This window comes from Bradyrhizobium shewense (assembly GCF_900094605.1).
GTDB classification, from domain to species: Bacteria; Pseudomonadota; Alphaproteobacteria; order Rhizobiales; family Xanthobacteraceae; genus Bradyrhizobium; species Bradyrhizobium shewense.
In genome coordinates this window covers 71,615-86,998 of sequence record NZ_FMAI01000022.1, presented here as the reverse complement: position 1 = coordinate 86,998, position 15,384 = coordinate 71,615, and the positions used below count along the sequence as shown (strand labels likewise).

General features: G+C 65.3%; 12 protein-coding genes and 1 riboswitch. Of the genes, 7 read left to right on the top strand and 5 right to left on the bottom strand.

What is annotated here, in order from left to right; genetic code table 11:
* Positions 1-7: 7 nt before the first annotated feature.
* Positions 8-1,207: a TrmJ/YjtD family RNA methyltransferase gene (locus GA0061098_RS32270; protein WP_091965486.1), complete on the bottom strand. Its 1,200-nt coding sequence runs from the start codon at positions 1,205-1,207 to the stop codon at positions 8-10.
* Between the two features lie 349 nt (positions 1,208-1,556).
* Between GA0061098_RS32270 and GA0061098_RS32265 the strand changes: the two genes are divergently transcribed.
* Together GA0061098_RS32265 and GA0061098_RS32260 are read left to right on the top strand one after the other, a co-directional pair.
* Complete coding sequence (locus GA0061098_RS32265; protein WP_091965485.1) at positions 1,557-2,771, top strand: NADP-dependent isocitrate dehydrogenase; 1,215 nt, start codon at positions 1,557-1,559, stop codon at positions 2,769-2,771.
* 96 nt (positions 2,772-2,867) lie between these two features.
* On the top strand, positions 2,868-3,368 hold the full coding sequence (locus GA0061098_RS32260; protein WP_091965484.1) for a DUF3455 domain-containing protein: 501 nt from the start codon (positions 2,868-2,870) through the stop codon (positions 3,366-3,368).
* A 4-nt stretch (positions 3,369-3,372) separates the two neighbouring features.
* Here GA0061098_RS32260 and GA0061098_RS32255 read toward each other — a convergent pair whose 3' ends face one another.
* Both GA0061098_RS32255 and alaS read right to left on the bottom strand, forming a co-directional pair.
* On the bottom strand, positions 3,373-4,599 hold the full coding sequence (locus GA0061098_RS32255) for a cyclic nucleotide-gated ion channel (RefSeq protein ID WP_091965483.1): 1,227 nt from the start codon (positions 4,597-4,599) through the stop codon (positions 3,373-3,375).
* Between the two features lie 4 nt (positions 4,600-4,603).
* Positions 4,604-7,285 (bottom strand): alanine--tRNA ligase, encoded by a 2,682-nt coding sequence (alaS, locus tag GA0061098_RS32250; RefSeq protein WP_165637736.1) that lies wholly within the window; start codon positions 7,283-7,285, stop codon positions 4,604-4,606.
* Between the two features lie 222 nt (positions 7,286-7,507).
* A riboswitch (glycine riboswitch) is annotated at positions 7,508-7,598 on the top strand.
* A 144-nt stretch (positions 7,599-7,742) separates the two neighbouring features.
* Between alaS and gcvT the strand changes: the two genes are divergently transcribed.
* Genes gcvT through gcvP form a run of 3 tightly spaced genes read left to right on the top strand, consistent with a single transcriptional unit; the run spans position 7,743 to position 12,155 of the window.
* Complete coding sequence (gcvT, locus tag GA0061098_RS32245) at positions 7,743-8,891, top strand: glycine cleavage system aminomethyltransferase GcvT (RefSeq protein WP_165637735.1); 1,149 nt, start codon at positions 7,743-7,745, stop codon at positions 8,889-8,891.
* Between the two features lie 10 nt (positions 8,892-8,901).
* Positions 8,902-9,270 carry a glycine cleavage system protein GcvH gene (gene gcvH, locus GA0061098_RS32240; protein WP_091965480.1) on the top strand — a complete coding sequence of 123 codons (369 nt, stop codon included), beginning with the start codon at positions 8,902-8,904 and terminating at the stop codon, positions 9,268-9,270.
* A 17-nt stretch (positions 9,271-9,287) separates the two neighbouring features.
* Positions 9,288-12,155, top strand: coding sequence for an aminomethyl-transferring glycine dehydrogenase (gene gcvP / locus GA0061098_RS32235; RefSeq protein WP_091965520.1), 2,868 nt, complete (start codon positions 9,288-9,290; stop codon positions 12,153-12,155).
* Between the two features lie 115 nt (positions 12,156-12,270).
* Here gcvP and GA0061098_RS32230 read toward each other — a convergent pair whose 3' ends face one another.
* The gene (locus tag GA0061098_RS32230) at positions 12,271-13,251 is read right to left on the bottom strand and encodes a hypothetical protein (protein ID WP_347337548.1); all 981 of its coding nucleotides are present in this window, start codon (positions 13,249-13,251) and stop codon (positions 12,271-12,273) included.
* 115 nt (positions 13,252-13,366) lie between these two features.
* Positions 13,367-14,455 (bottom strand): recombinase RecA, encoded by a 1,089-nt coding sequence (gene recA / locus GA0061098_RS32225; protein WP_091965478.1) that lies wholly within the window; start codon positions 14,453-14,455, stop codon positions 13,367-13,369.
* A gap of 298 nt (positions 14,456-14,753) precedes the next feature.
* Between recA and GA0061098_RS32220 the strand changes: the two genes are divergently transcribed.
* Together GA0061098_RS32220 and GA0061098_RS32215 are read left to right on the top strand one after the other, a co-directional pair.
* Positions 14,754-14,954 carry a hypothetical protein gene (locus tag GA0061098_RS32220; protein ID WP_091965477.1) on the top strand — a complete coding sequence of 67 codons (201 nt, stop codon included), beginning with the start codon at positions 14,754-14,756 and terminating at the stop codon, positions 14,952-14,954.
* Positions 14,955-15,109: 155 nt separating this feature from the next.
* Complete coding sequence (locus GA0061098_RS32215) at positions 15,110-15,277, top strand: hypothetical protein (protein WP_165637734.1); 168 nt, start codon at positions 15,110-15,112, stop codon at positions 15,275-15,277.
* Positions 15,278-15,384: the final 107 nt, after the last annotated feature.

The following is a 15,384-nucleotide window of genomic DNA, read 5'->3' as shown; positions in this document are numbered from 1 at the left end:
CCGCAATCTACGCGCTCTGCTCCATCATCTCCTGCAGCCGCGCCAGCTCGGCCTCCAGATCCCGCTCCACATCCGCCGCGCGAATCTCCAGCACGCGATAGTCCCGCGCCTCCAGCCAGGCCCGCCGCGACGCACGGTCTGCCGCGATCGCCTCGCCCTCGCCCGGGTTGACCAGCTCGATCGCGATCCGATGCGGGAACGAGACGAAGTCCGGGATGTGGCGGCCAACCGGGGTCTGGCGCTTGAACTGGCCTGCGAAGCGGCGATCACGTGTCAGCGCCTGCCAGAGCAGGCGCTCGGCGTCGGTCGGGTTGCGGCGAAGCAGGCGGGCGAGGCCGCGCACGGTCGAACCGCTGTCGGGCACGCCGCCGCCCTGCCCGTGCTCGGCCAAAAGCGCGCGCAGGCGCGTCGCCTGCTCGCCATCGAGCACGCCGCCCTTGGCCGGGCCCTTGCGCCCTTCCGCGATCGCCATGATCACCCCGTGCAGGGTGTGCATGTCCTGCTTGGTCGGCTCCATCCGGCTGAAGATGTTGCGCAGGTTCACCAGCATGGTGTCGCGCTTCTCGGCGGGGCGCAAAAATTCCACCTTGTCGAGCTCGCGGATGAGGTTGTCGAAGAACGCCTGCATCTGGTGCTGCGAGGCGCGCTCGGAGCGCTCCGGCATGGCGTGGGGCAACTCGCCCGAGGTCGCTCGCTTGAACCATTCATAGCCGACCAGCAGCACGGCCTGGGCGAGGTTGAGCGAGGCGAAGCCCGGGTTGACCGGGAAGGTGATGATGCGGTTGGAGAGCCCGACCTCTTCGTTGGTCAGGCCCCAGCGCTCGCGGCCGAACAGAATACCGGCCTTGCCGCCGGTCGCGACGTGACCCGCGATCTCGCTGGCAGCTTCCTCCGGCCCGACCACCGGCTTGGCCTGGTCGTGGGGGCGCGCGGTGGTGGCGAACAGCAGATCGAGATCGGCGACGGCGTCTTCCACCGTGCCGAACAATTCGACCTTTTCCAGAATGTGGTCGGCGCCGGCGGCGGCGCGCTGTGCCGCGATGTTGGGCCAGCCGTCCCTGGGGTTGACGATGCGCAAGGCGCCGAGGGCAAAATTGCCCATGGCGCGCGCGGCCATGCCGATGTTTTCGCCCAGCTGCGGCTCGACCAGGATGACGATGGGACCGTCGAGGGACAAACCCGCCTTGCTCTTGTCAGTCCCCGACATCTCGTTTCGCTTTCACTCTTCGTCTCAAGGCCTTGCCAGGGCACTCTCAGGAATTGATTCAAGCCGGCCTTTCCCAAGTCGTCCTTGGGCCGGCCGGCGCTGTCCGCCTCGTTTGCCTGTCCTGACGAAATTCTCAAGGGAAATAACGGGTTGGAATCGACTTTTGAATCTCCTCCGGATCCTCGGATCCGGCCCTGCGGCAGGGCGGCCCTGCCCCCACGTCTGGGGAAGCTGGATGAGCTAAAAGTGCATAATCCCTTGGCTTTCGCCCGCCGCGCGGCGGTGCTAAGAGGCGGCGGATATTCCCGTGGCGCGCCAAAAGCGCCGTTCCCAAGAGGCTTCCCCGATCATGGCAAAAATCAAGGTATCCAATCCCGTCGTCGAGCTCGATGGCGACGAGATGACCCGGATCATCTGGCAGTACATCAAGGACAAGCTGATCACCCCGTTCCTGGATGTCGAGCTGATGTATTTCGACCTGGGCATGGAGTACCGCGACCATACCAACGATCAGGTCACCATCGACGCCGCCGAGGCGATCAAGAAGGTCGGCGTCGGTGTCAAGTGCGCCACCATCACCCCTGACGAGGCCCGGGTGAAGGAGTTCAACCTCAAGCAGATGTGGAAGTCGCCGAACGGCACCATCCGCAACATCCTCGGCGGCGTGATCTTCCGTGAGCCGATCATCTGCAAGAACGTGCCCCGCCTGGTTCCCGGCTGGACCAAGCCGATCATCATCGGCCGCCATGCCTATGGCGACCAGTACCGCGCCACCGACTTCAAGTTCCCCGGCAAGGGCACCCTGTCGATGAAGTTCGTCGGCGAGGACGGCACCGTCATCGAGAAGGAAGTGTTCAAGTCTCCCGACGCCGGCGTCGCGATGGGAATGTACAACCTCGACGACTCCATCATCGACTTCGCCCGCGCCTCGCTCAATTACGGCCTGCTGCGCAACTATCCGGTCTATCTCTCGACCAAGAATACGATTCTGAAGGTCTATGACGGCCGCTTCAAGGACATCTTCCAGGACATCTACGACCGCGAGTTCAAGAAGGAATTCGAGGCCAAGGGCCTGACCTACGAGCACCGCCTGATCGACGACATGGTGGCCTCGGCGCTGAAATGGTCCGGCGGCTATGTCTGGGCCTGCAAAAACTACGACGGCGACGTGCAGTCCGACACGGTCGCGCAGGGCTACGGCTCGCTCGGCCTGATGACCTCGGTCCTCCTCACCCCCGACGGCAAGACCGTGGAAGCGGAAGCCGCCCACGGCACGGTGACCCGCCACTACCGCGAGCATCAGAAGGGCAAGGAGACCTCGACCAACTCGATCGCGTCGATCTTCGCCTGGACCCGCGGCCTGTCGCACCGCGCCAAGCTCGACAACAATGCCGAGCTCGCCAAGTTTGCCAACACGCTGGAGAAGGTCTGCGTCGACACCGTCGAGGCCGGCTACATGACCAAGGACCTCGCGCTGCTGGTCGGCGCCGACCAGCGCTGGCTCTCGACCACCGGCTTCCTCGACAAGGTCGCGGAAAACCTCACCAAGGAGCTGGCGGCCTGAGCCGACCGCAATTTCGCCCGACTGGGCCAGACATCATCACGGGCCGCGCAACAGCGCGGCCCGTTTCTTTTAGAGACCTTGCGCGGAGATGCCACCATGTTCATCAAGCTTGCCGGCCCCACCATGCTGCTCGCAGCCCTGATCGGACCGGCCGGAGCTGCCGAGCCGCTTCCCGAGGCCATCGCCGTATCAGGCGAGAGCGTCGTGCTCAGCGTCCACGCCGAGGGTGCGCAGGTCTATGAGTGCAAGGCCGGCGCTGAGGGCAAGCTCGCCTGGACCTTTCGCGAGCCAATCGCAACGCTGCTCTCCGATGGGAAGACCGTTGGACGACACTATGCCGGACCGAACTGGGAGCACGCCGACGGCAGCGCCGTCGTCGGTAAGGCGATCGGAAACGCGCCGGGCACCACCGCGGCCGATATCCCCTGGCTGAAGCTGGAAGTGACCGCCCGCCGCGGCAGCGGCGTGCTGACGCCCGTTACCACCGTGCAGCGCATCAACACCCATGGCGGCAAGCTCGACGGCGCGTGCGACAAGGCCGGCGAGTTCAGGAGCGCACCCTACTCGGCCGAGTATGTCTTCCTGAAGAAGGCCTGACCGCTCAGCGGCCGGTATTTTCCTTCTCCGCCTGAGCGAGCTCGGCCAGCGCGAGGTCGCCGGTATCGGCGAGTCTCGCCTTGGCGGTGGTGTGGACGTGGTCGGCGAGCGTCGGCATGCGTTCGATCAAGGCGTGAAAATCCTGGGCGTCGAGCACCAAGAGGCGCGTCTTGCGCGTCGCCGTCACCGTGCCGCTGCGTTTTGTTTTATGCAGCAGCGCGATCTCGCCGAAGAAGGTGCCGTCCGTGAGGTGCACATGCTGGCTAGGCAGCGCGATCTCGACCTCGCCGGCGGTGATGAAATACATCGACGAGGCCGTATCGCCGCGGCGGACCAGGATCTCGCCCTGCTCGATGGTGCGCGCGCGCAAGAGCCGCATGATGTCGGCGATCTCCGCGGCCGACAGATGCGAGAACAGCGGCACCCGCGCCAGCATGCCCCAGGTGACGACGAAGTCGCGCCGCTTCACCTCTTCGGCAAAGGCGGTGGAGATGATCGCAACCGGCAGCGCGATCATGGCGAAGCCGCTGATGATAGCGAAGGTGGAGACCAGCTTGCCGAGCGGCGTCACCGGCACGACGTCGCCGTAGCCGACGGTGCCGAGCGTCACGATCGCCCACCACATCGCCTGCGGGATAGTGCCGAGCTTGTCCGGCTGCACGTCGCGCTCGATGGCGTAGAGCAGCGAGGCGAACGTCAAGACCGCGCCGATCAGGATGACGACGCAGCCGATCAGCGCGCGACGCTCGGCATGCACGGCGGCGAGCAGCGAGCGCATCGCCGGCGAGTACCGTATCAGCTTGAAGAACGGCAGCACGCCGAGCGCCGCCAGCGTCGCGTGCCGGCCGTTGACGAGCACGATTGCCGCGGGCAGGAACGCCATGAGGTCGATGATGCCGAGCGCCGAGACGGCGTAGCCGAGCCGGTCCGACAGCGCGGAGCCCTTGCGCTGGGTGTGGCCCGCCACGGTCCAGAGACGTGCGGCATATTCCAGCGCGAACACGATCACGGACAGGATGGTGATGGCCGAGAACACCGTGCCAAACTGCGCGTCCAGCTCCGGCACCGAGGCGAGGATCATCGCAGCCACATTGAGCACGATGACGCCGATGATGATCTGGATGAAGCGCGACCCGGCTGAATAAGCCAGCGGATCGTGCTCCAGCAATTCGTAGAGGCGATCCCTCAAGTTCGGATCGGCTGAGCCACGTCCTCGCGGAACGGGGCGCACGGCCTCACGCGCCCGCCATCGCTTTTTCGATCGCGCTCAGCGCCTCGGTCGCCTTTGCGCCATCAGGGCCGCCGGCCTGCGCCATGTCCGGCCGGCCACCGCCGCCCTTACCGCCGAGCGCCTCGGAGGCGACACGCACGAGGTTGACCGCGTTGAAGCGCGAGGTGAGGTCCGCGGTGACGCCGACCACGATGCCGGCCTTGCCGTCCTCGGTGACGCCGACGATGGCGACGACGCCGGAGCCGATCTGCTTCTTGCCGTCGTCGGCGAGGCTCTTGAGATCCTTCATCTCGATGCCCTCGACCGCGCGCGCCATCAGCTTGACGTTGCCGACCTCGCGCACGCCGCTGGCTGCGCCATTGCTGGCGGCCGAAGCGCCACCGCCCATCGCCAGCTTCTTGCGGGCGTCGGAGAGCTCGCGCTCGAGCTTCTTGCGCTCCTCCATCAGCGCGGTGATGCGCGCGGGGACGTCGTCGAGCGAGGTGCGCAGCTCGTTCGCCGCAGTCTTGGCCAGCGCCATGGTCTCGTTGGCGTGCCGGCGCGCATAATTGCCAGTCAGCGCCTCGATGCGGCGCACGCCCGAAGCAACCGCGCTCTCGCCGGTGAGCGTGATCAGCCCGATATCGCCGGTGCGCCGCACATGGGTGCCGCCGCAAAGCTCGACCGACCAGCCGAGCGCGTTGGCGCCGCGCTCGCGCGCGGTCCTGCCCATCGAGACGACGCGGACCTCGTCACCGTATTTCTCGCCGAACAGCGCACGCGCTCCGGCTTCGCGGGCTTCATCCACGCCCATCACGCGGGTGGTGACCTCGTCATTCTCCAGCACCACGTCGTTGGCGATGTCCTCGACGCGGGCCAGCTCCTCCGCCGTGATCGGCTTCGGATGCACGAAGTCGAAGCGCAGGCGATCTGGCGCAACCATCGAGCCGCGCTGGGCGATGTGGTCGCCCAGCACCTGGCGCAGCGCCTCGTGGATGAGATGCGTCGCCGAATGATGCGCGCGGATCGAGGAGCGCCTGGAATGATCGACCTCGAGCTGCAGCGCGGTGCCGAGCTTCAGCTCGCCGCTCTCCACCGTGCCGACATGCACGAAGAAATCGCCGAGCTTCTTCTGCGTGTCGGTGACGCGGAACTTGATGCCGCCCTCGCCCGTGAGCACGCCGGTGTCGCCGACTTGGCCGCCTGATTCCGCGTAGAACGGCGTCTGGTTCAGCACGATCGCACCGGTGTCGCCGGCCTTCAGGCTGGCGACCTCTGCACCGTCCTTCACCAGCGCCGACACCACGCCTTCAGCGCTCTCGGTCTCGTAGCCCAGGAATTCGGTGGCCCCGAGCTTTTCGCGCAGCGGGAACCAGATCGCCTCGGACGCAGCTTCCCCGGACCCTTTCCAGGACTCGCGCGCCTTGGCCTTCTGCCGCTCCATCGCATCGGAGAAGGAAGCCTGGTCGACGCTGATGCCGCGCGACTTCAGCGCGTCCTGCGTCAGGTCGAGCGGGAAGCCGTAGGTGTCGTACAGCGTGAAGGCGACGTCGCCATCGAACATGTCGCCCTTTTTCAACGACGCGCTCTTCTCGTCGAGGATGGCAAGGCCGCGGGTCAGCGTCTTGCGGAAGCGGGTCTCTTCCAGCCGCAGCGTTTCCTCGATCAGATTCTCCGCGCGCATCAGGTCGGGATAGGCCTGGCCCATCTCGCGCACCAGCGCCCAAACCAGCCGATGCATCAGCGGCTCTTTCGCACCTAGCAACTGCGCATGGCGCATCGCGCGGCGCATGATCCGGCGCAGCACGTAGCCGCGGCCCTCGTTCGAGGGCAGCACGCCGTCCGCGACCAGGAAAGCCGAGGAGCGCAGATGATCGGCGATGACGCGGAACGAGGCGACGGTCTGCTCGTTCGGCCCGCTGCCGAGCGCGGACGATGTCGCATCGATCAAATGGCGGAACAGATCGGTCTCGAACACGCTGTCGACGCCCTGCATGATGCAGGCCATGCGCTCGAGGCCCATGCCGGTGTCGATCGAGGGACGCGGCAGATCCACGCGCTCCTCCTTCGTCACCTGCTCATATTGCATGAACACGAGATTCCAGAATTCGAGGAAGCGGTCGCCGTCCTCTTCCGGCGAGCCCGGAGGTCCGCCCCAGATGTGATCGCCGCGGTCGATGAAGATCTCCGAGCACGGGCCGCACGGGCCGGTGTCGCCCATCGCCCAGAAATTGTCCGAGGTCGGGATGCGGATGATGCGGTCGTCGGAGAAGCCGGCGATCTTCTTCCAGAGTCCGTGCGCCTCGTCGTCGGTGTGATAGACGGTGACGAGCAGCTTGTCTTTCTTGAGCCCGAATTCCTTCGTGATCAGCGTCCAGGCGAGCTCGATCGCGCGCTCCTTGAAATAGTCGCCGAACGAGAAATTGCCGAGCATCTCGAAGAAGGTGAGATGGCGCGCGGTGTAGCCGACATTGTCGAGGTCGTTGTGCTTGCCGCCGGCGCGTACGCATTTCTGCGAGGTGGTGGCGCGCTGGTAGGGCCGCTTCTCGACGCCGGTGAAGACGTTCTTGAACTGCACCATGCCGGCATTGGTGAACATCAACGTGGGGTCGTTGCGCGGCACCAATGGCGAGGAGGACACGATCTCGTGGCCGTTCTCGGCAAAGAAGTTCAGAAAGGTCGACCTGATCTCGTTGACGCCGCTCATGTTCATCCAATCGGGTGTGCTTGGACCCGCTTCTCGCCATCCAAACCGGAGCGTTAAGGCTGATATCTGCGGGCCAAAGCGCTTTTAGACAAGGCCAGCTTCGCTGTCCAGAAACTGTGCAGAGAGATCAAAGCGTTGCCGCAGGCGCGCAATCCCGTTGAAAGCCGCAAAGCCCGCGTTGACAGGCTTGGCCGCCCTGTGGTCTGTACCCATCTGTATCGTACGGCCACGTCGGGAGAGACCGGCTTTAGGCAGCCGGCGCCGAAGGAGCAACCGCCCCGGAAACTCTCAGGCAAAAGGACCGCGTGGCTTTGACAGCATCTGGAAAGAGGCGCCGACGGGTTTAGACCCGGATGGCACCCGCCGACGGGATAATACTCTCAGGCACAGCGACAGATGGGGCTTCGACCGGTGTCCTCAGGGAATCGTCCCGGGGGAACCGCCGAGGGCCCCTGTGATGCTAGCGCACGACGACCAAGATTCCCTGAAACGTACGCCCCTTCATGGGCTTCATGTCTCCCTGGGCGGCAAGATGGTGCCGTTCGCGGGCTATGACATGCCCGTGCAATACCCCGCGGGCGTGCTGAAGGAGCACCTCCATACCCGAGCGTCCGCCGGCCTGTTCGACGTCTCCCATATGGGCCAGATCGCGCTCAGGCCGAAATCCGGCAGGGTCGAGGACGCCGCCCGCGCGCTGGAACGGCTGGTGCCGCAGGATATCGTGGCGATCGCGCCGGGACGGCAACGCTACGCCCAGTTCACCAACGCCGATGGCGGAATTCTGGACGACCTGATGGTCGCCAATTTCGGCGATCACCTCTTCCTAGTCGTCAACGCCGCCTGCAAGGACGCCGACGAAGCGCATCTGCGCGCGAATCTCTCTGGCGACTGCGTCATCGATTCCCTCACAGACCGTGCGCTGATCGCGCTGCAGGGGCCGAAGGCCGAGGCGGCGCTGGCGAAATTGTGTGTAGAGGCGCCCGCCATGAAGTTCATGGATTCCGACCCCCGCAAGGTGGCCGGCCTCGACTGTTTCGTCTCGCGCTCCGGCTACACCGGCGAGGATGGTTTTGAAATTTCGGTTCCCGCAGCCGACGCCGAACGTCTCGCCAAAACGCTGCTCGAAAACACCGACGTGCTGCCGATCGGCCTCGGCGCCCGCGACAGCCTGCGGCTGGAAGCCGGGCTCTGCCTCTACGGCCACGACATCGACACCACGACCACGCCGGTCGAGGCCGCGCTGGAATGGTCGGTGCAGAAGTCGCGCCGCAGCGGCGGCGCGCGTGCCGGCGGCTTTCCCGGCGCCGAAAAAATCCTCGCGCATTTCGACAACGGCGCGGCCCGCCGCCGCGTCGGCCTGCTTGCCCAGGGACGCGCGCCGGTCCGCGAGGGCGCGCGACTGTTTGCTGACAGCGCCGGCGGCGAGCCGATCGGACAAGTCACATCGGGTGGTTTCGGCCCAAGCCTGAATGCGCCGGTCGCGATGGGCTATGTGCCCACCGCATCGAGCGCGCTCGGCACACAACTCTTCGCCGAGGTGCGCGGCCAGCGTCTGCCGGTCGCTGTCGCGGCCATGCCCTTCGTCAAGAACACCTACAAACGCTGAGGATTCGACAATGACCACGACGCTGTACACCTCCGACCATGAATGGCTCGCCATCAAGGGCGACGTCGCCACCGTCGGCATCACCGACTACGCCCAGCAGCAGCTCGGCGACGTCGTGTTCGTCGAACTGCCCAAGGTCGGCCGCACCCTGAAGAAGGCGGAAGCCGCCGCCGTGGTTGAGTCCGTCAAGGCGGCCTCGGACGTGTACGCGCCCGTGACCGGCGAAGTGCTCGAGACCAACGCCGAGCTCGCGGCCGAGCCGGCGCTGGTGAACTCGGACGCGCAAGGCAAGGCGTGGTTCTTCAAGATCAAGATGGCCGACAAGGGCGAACTCGGCGGCCTGATGGATGAAGCCGCGTACAAGGCACATACGGCTTAAGGACGATGGAGCAAGCGATGACCGCGCACCGCAAAACCAACGGCGACGCCGCCGCCAGTTTCGTTCGCCGCCATATCGGCCCGTCGGCGCGCGATGTCACCGCCATGCTCGAAACCGTCAGCGCCAAGAGCGTCGACGCCCTGATGGCGGAGACGCTGCCGGCCTCGATCCGGCAGGCCGCCCCGCTCGATCTTGGCAAGCCGCTCAGCGAGACCGAGGCAATCGCGCATATGGGCGAGCTCGCAGCCCAGAACCAGGTCTTCACCTCGCTGATCGGCCAAGGCTATTCCGGAACGATTTTGCCCGCGGTGATCCAGCGCAACATCCTGGAGAACCCGGCCTGGTACACGGCCTACACGCCCTACCAGCCCGAGATCAGCCAGGGCCGGCTGGAGGCGCTGCTCAACTTCCAGACCATGATCTGCGACCTCACCGGGCTCGACGTCGCCAACGCCTCGCTGCTCGACGAGGCCACCGCCGCGGCGGAAGCGATGGCGCTCGCGGAGCGGCACTCGCAGGTCAAGGCGCAGGCCTTCTTCGTCGACAAGGATGTACATCCGCAGACGCTGGCTGTGATGCGCACCCGCGCAGAGCCGCTGGGCTGGACCCTGATCGTCGGCGATCCCCTCACCGATCTCGCTGGGAGTGACGTGCTCGGCGCGCTGCTGCAATATCCGGGCTCTTCGGGCGCAGTGCGCGACCTCAGGCCCGCGATCGCAACATTGAAGGCCAAGGGCGCGCTCGCGATCGTTGCCGCCGATCTGCTGGCCCTGACGCTGCTCGCCTCGCCCGGCGAGCTCGGCGCCGACATCGCGATCGGCTCCGCGCAGCGTTTTGGCGTGCCGATGGGCTATGGCGGACCGCACGCGGCCTATATGGCGGTGCGCGATGCGCTGAAGCGTTCGCTGCCCGGCCGCATCGTCGGCCTCTCCGTGGATTCCCGCGGGATGCCTGCCTATCGCCTCGCGTTGCAGACCCGCGAGCAGCACATCCGCCGCGAGAAGGCGACCTCGAACATCTGCACCGCGCAGGTGCTGCTGGCCGTGATCGCCTCGATGTACGCGGTCTATCACGGCCCCGAAGGCCTGACCCAGATCGCACGCAATGTGCATCGCCGCGCCGCCGTGCTCGCGAGCGGCCTGCGCAAGCTCGGCTTCGCGCCTGATAGCGAAGACTTCTTCGACACGATCAGCGTCGATGCCGGCGCCAAGCGCGCCGAAATCGTCGCACGCGCGGCAGCCGAGAAGATCAATCTCGGCGTCGGCGCCACCAGCTTGCGCATCGCGCTCGACGAGACCACGACGCCCGCGACGGTCGAAGCGGTCTGGCGCGCCTTCGGCGGCAAGCTCGCCTATGCCGAGTTAGAGGCGACCACGCGCGAGGCGCTGCCGGAGGCGCTGAAGCGCGCGACCTCCTTCCTCACCCATCCCGTCTTCCACGCGCATCGCTCGGAGACCGAGATGCTGCGCTACATGCGCAAGCTCAGTGACCGCGACCTCGCGCTCGACCGTGCGATGATCCCGCTGGGATCCTGCACCATGAAGCTGAACGCGACCACCGAGATGATGCCGCTGACCTGGCCGGAGTTCGGCTCGCTGCATCCGTTCGTCCCGCGCGAGCAGGCGGCCGGCTATCATGCGCTGTTCGCGCGGCTGGAAAAATGGCTGTGCGACATCACCGGCTATGACGCGATCTCGCTGCAGCCGAATTCGGGCGCGCAGGGCGAATATGCCGGACTTCTTGCCATCCGGGGCTACCATGCCGCGCGTGGCGAGACGCATCGCAAGATCTGCCTGATCCCCTCCTCCGCCCACGGCACCAACCCGGCTTCGGCCGCGATGGTCGGCATGGACGTGGTGGTGGTCGCCTGCGAGAAGAACGGCGACGTCGACGTCAATGATCTCCGCGCCAAAGCCGAGAAGCATGCGAACGATCTCGCTGCGGTCATGATCACCTATCCCTCGACACACGGCGTGTTCGAGGAGCACATTCGCGAGATCTGCGACATCGTGCACGGCCATGGCGGCCAGGTGTATCTCGACGGCGCCAACCTCAATGCGCAGGTCGGTCTCTCCAGGCCCGGCGATTACGGCGCCGATGTCAGCCATCTCAATCTTCACAAGACCTTCTGCATCCCGCATGGCGGCGGCGGCCCCGGCATGGGCCCGATCGGCGTGAAGGCGCATCTGGCGCCGTTCCTGCCGGGTCATCCGGCGACCCAAGGCGACGCACCGGTCGGCCCGGTCTCGGCCGCGCCGTTCGGTTCGGCCTCGATCCTCACCATCTCCTACATCTACATCCTCATGATGGGCGGTGAAGGCCTGAAGCGCGCCACCGAGATCGCGATCCTCAACGCCAACTACATCGCCGCGCGCCTCGATCCGCATTTCCCGGTGCTCTACAAGAACGCCAAGGGCCGCGTCGCCCATGAGTGCATCGTCGATCCCCGTCCACTTAAGACGACGAGCGGCGTCACCGTCGACGACATCGCCAAGCGCCTGATCGACTACGGCTTCCACGCGCCGACCATGAGCTTCCCGGTGCCGGGCACGCTGATGATCGAGCCGACCGAATCGGAATCCAAGGCCGAGCTGGATCGTTTTTGTGATGCCATGATCGCGATCCGGAAAGAAATCGCCGAGGTCGAAGCCGGCCGCTTCAAGATCGAGGCCTCACCGCTGCGCCACGCTCCGCACACCGTTCACGACATCGCCGACGATGATTGGAAGCGCGCCTACACCCGCGCTGAGGGCTGCTTCCCCGCCGGCACTTCGCGCACCGACAAATATTGGTGCCCCGTGGGCCGCGTCGACAACGTCTACGGCGACCGCAACCTCGTGTGCTCCTGCCCGCCGGTGAGCGATTACGCGGAAGCTGCGGAATAAGGCGCGACGGAGTCTCGTAGGGTGGGCAAAGCGAAGCGTGCCCACCGCCTTTGCATGACGTGAAAGATCGTGGGCACGGCGCTTACGCGGCTTTGCCCACCCTACGGCTCCTGACCTAAGGCGCGATCAACGAGCGACTCTCCTCCTGCCACCGCCACAGTCGATCGTTGGTCAGCAACGTACCGCCCCACCAGCGCCGAATCGGATTGTACCGGCGGAAATCCTCCCGACCTTCCAGAACCGCTTTGCCAAACTCCGTCAGCGACAGCCGGCTCCGGCGAAAGGCGGCGTTTCGACCTCGCGCATCGTGCGGGGGGAGCGTATCGAGTTTCGGATCGAGACCTGCGATCGCCGGCATCGGGCCGGACGCAAGCCCTTCGAGCAACGGCCCAAGCTCCCACTGGTCAAACACGCGCGTTTCGAGCAGCCCGCCCGGCTGAAACAGCTCCTTTGTGCGGCTGTAGCCCGCCGCAATCAGATCGAGAAGCCGCGATTCCGTCGCGCCCAGTCCAGTCGTCGTTGACGGTAGTTCTGCCAGCAATTGCTCCATCGCCGGCTTCAGGAAGGGCAGCGTGGGAAACTCACGCCCCAGCAGTCCAAAACAGAGCTCCGGCGTGGGGGCCCGATAAGCTTCCCAGGCCATGCGAGCGGCCTCGAAGTCGGGCTCCGTCACGTCGAACACCCGCACGGCACGATCGCGCAGCCTCGCAGCGTCTGATTCGAGCAGATCGAAATCGACGAGCCGCAATTTAAGTCGCTCGGCCATGTAGGATTGTGAGCGCAGGTAATCGAGAATCCAGACCAGCTGCAGTTGATCGTTCGGACGCGGATCAAACCACAGTTCGATGAGATCGAAGCCGTAGGCCTTGCAGAACCAATCTAGCGGGAGCTGTTTGTGCGCGAGGCCCATCTCGGGAGATCGGGCAACAAGATCGGACCACCGCACTTCGCCGATGTGACGGCCTCCCTTGAGGTACGCTTCGAGGTGGTGCGACGTAGGCAGGGGCCCAGATACGAATCGAAAGATCAACGGGACGACCATGTCAGCGCGATCGGCATAGGTGAGGCCAGCGCCGGACGAACTGGTCAGAATCATCCGTTTCATCGTCGGCGCGCCCCCCACCCTCACGCAAAACGAAACGGGCACTGACGACGTCGGCAACTCAACGTCTTCAGCGCCCGCTCCTCGCGAAAACTCTTCGCGTTAGATTTTACTCCTCCGCCGGCTCCTCGCCGTCGGCGTCGCTCTCCGGCGTGCCGGCCAAAATCTGCTCGGAGATCAGGCCGGAGTTCTGGCGGATCGAGGTCTCGATCTTGGCGGTGATGTCGGGGTTGGCCTTCAGGAACGCTTTCGAGTTCTCGCGGCCCTGGCCGAGGCGCTGGCTGTCATAGGAGAACCAGGCGCCAGACTTCTCGACGATGCCGGCCTTGACGCCGAGATCGAGGATCTCACCCATCTTGGAGACGCCCTCGCCGTACATGATGTCGAACTCGACCTGCTTGAAGGGCGGCGCCAGCTTGTTCTTCACCACCTTGACGCGGGTGGTGTTGCCGACCACTTCGTCGCGCTCCTTGATCGCACCGATGCGGCGGATGTCGAGGCGGACGGAGGCGTAGAACTTCAGCGCGTTGCCGCCGGTGGTGGTTTCCGGCGAGCCGTACATCACGCCGATCTTCATGCGGATCTGGTTGATGAAGATCACCATGGTGTTGGACTTGTTGATGGAGGCGGTCAGCTTGCGCAGCGCCTGGCTCATCAGACGCGCCTGCAGACCCGGCAGCGCATCACCCATCTCGCCCTCGAGCTCGGCCTTCGGCACCAGCGCGGCGACCGAATCGATCACCATGACGTCGACCGCACCCGAGCGCACCAGCGTGTCGCAGATTTCCAGCGCCTGCTCGCCGGTGTCGGGCTGCGAGATCAGAAGCTCGTCGATGTTGACGCCGAGCTTGCGGGCATAGACCGGGTCGAGCGCGTGCTCGGCGTCGATGAAGGCGCAGATGCCGCCCTTCTTCTGCGCTTCCGCCACCGTGTGCAGCGCCAGCGTGGTCTTGCCCGACGATTCCGGCCCGTAGATCTCGACGATGCGTCCCTTGGGCAGGCCGCCGATGCCGAGCGCGATATCGAGCCCGAGCGAGCCTGACGACACCGCCTCGATGTCCATGGACCGGTCGTTCTTGCCGAGCTTCATCACCGAGCCCTTGCCGAACTGGCGCTCGATCTGGGAGAGCGCGGCGGCCAGAGCTTTACTCTTGTCCATGGAAGATCCTTCGACGATACGCAGGGCAGTGGCGGACATTGGGTCGTGCTCCTTATGGCGAGGATTCGCGTGAGGGACAAACGATTGGCGAGGCGGCTCGGCGATAAAAGCAACGTACCCCATTTGTTCTAGGTTCGCAATATGTTCTTTTGCAGATTTGGGGGTTGTCCGTGAGCATCTCCACGTCCCCCTCCCCATTCGCGTTGTGCACACAACTGGACAGACGCGGCTCCCGTTAATGGTCCTCAATGGGCCATCACCGCACGAAGCGTGGCCACTATCGGTGATGAGAACGCCGATTGCGCTCCCGCCTTCCTCGCACGGAAAGGAGCGCGCCATGTCCAGGCGGCGACGTTTCAAGCAGCAGCTGACGCTTCAAGACCGACTCTCCGCATGGGTGAAGCAGATCGAGGAACAGGCCTCCAGGCTTCCACCCGGGCCCGAGCGGGACGCCCTGCTCAAGAAGGCCCGCCAGGCCGACGTCGCAAATCATCTGCACGACTGGGTCATATCCCCCGGGCTGCAACCGCCGAAATAACAGGGCTGCCCTAACGTCCTTCCCCGGCCGAAGCTGACGCGCATCAAAGACGCATGGCCCGGCCGCCGTCAGAATTCCGCAATCCTGCGGCACCGAACCTTTTCGCGGTCTCGGGCCTTCTCCAGGATGGGACCGCAACTCTGGGGACCTCAGTCATGACGGACAACACGGACCGCGATACGATCAGGCGCAATCCCCTGCTGGAGGCGGCGCATGAGGAGCTGATGAAGTTCGAGCGCGCGGAAAACGAGTTCCGCAAGAAGGACCGCCAGGAGCGCGCCGCCGAGCTCCACCTTCCCCTGAACGAAATCAAGATCCACTAGACCCGGCCGGGGCCGGCTTCCGAAGCTGACAAGAGCGCGCCGGCGATACGGCTGGCCGGAAGCGGTCGCCCCATCACCACAAGATGTCGGCAGCCCCAGTCGAGTCG

Excerpts from the sequence above, each read along its gene's own strand:
- GA0061098_RS32260 (WP_091965484.1), top strand. The coding sequence starts at position 2,868 with ATGTTCATCAAGCTTGCCGGCCCCACCATGCTGCTCGCAGCCCTGATC.
- GA0061098_RS32270 (WP_091965486.1), bottom strand. The coding sequence starts at position 1,207 with ATGTCGGGGACTGACAAGAGCAAGGCGGGTTTGTCCCTCGACGGTCCC.
- GA0061098_RS32230 (WP_347337548.1), bottom strand. The coding sequence starts at position 13,251 with ATGATTCTGACCAGTTCGTCCGGCGCTGGCCTCACCTATGCCGATCGC.
- gcvH (WP_091965480.1), top strand. The coding sequence starts at position 8,902 with ATGACCACGACGCTGTACACCTCCGACCATGAATGGCTCGCCATCAAG.
- recA (WP_091965478.1), bottom strand. The coding sequence starts at position 14,455 with ATGTCCGCCACTGCCCTGCGTATCGTCGAAGGATCTTCCATGGACAAG.
- gcvP (WP_091965520.1), top strand. The coding sequence starts at position 9,288 with ATGACCGCGCACCGCAAAACCAACGGCGACGCCGCCGCCAGTTTCGTT.
- GA0061098_RS32265 (WP_091965485.1), top strand. The coding sequence starts at position 1,557 with ATGGCAAAAATCAAGGTATCCAATCCCGTCGTCGAGCTCGATGGCGAC.
- GA0061098_RS32220 (WP_091965477.1), top strand. The coding sequence starts at position 14,754 with ATGTCCAGGCGGCGACGTTTCAAGCAGCAGCTGACGCTTCAAGACCGA.
- gcvT (WP_165637735.1), top strand. The coding sequence starts at position 7,743 with ATGCTAGCGCACGACGACCAAGATTCCCTGAAACGTACGCCCCTTCAT.
- alaS (WP_165637736.1), bottom strand. The coding sequence starts at position 7,285 with ATGAGCGGCGTCAACGAGATCAGGTCGACCTTTCTGAACTTCTTTGCC.
- GA0061098_RS32215 (WP_165637734.1), top strand. The coding sequence starts at position 15,110 with ATGACGGACAACACGGACCGCGATACGATCAGGCGCAATCCCCTGCTG.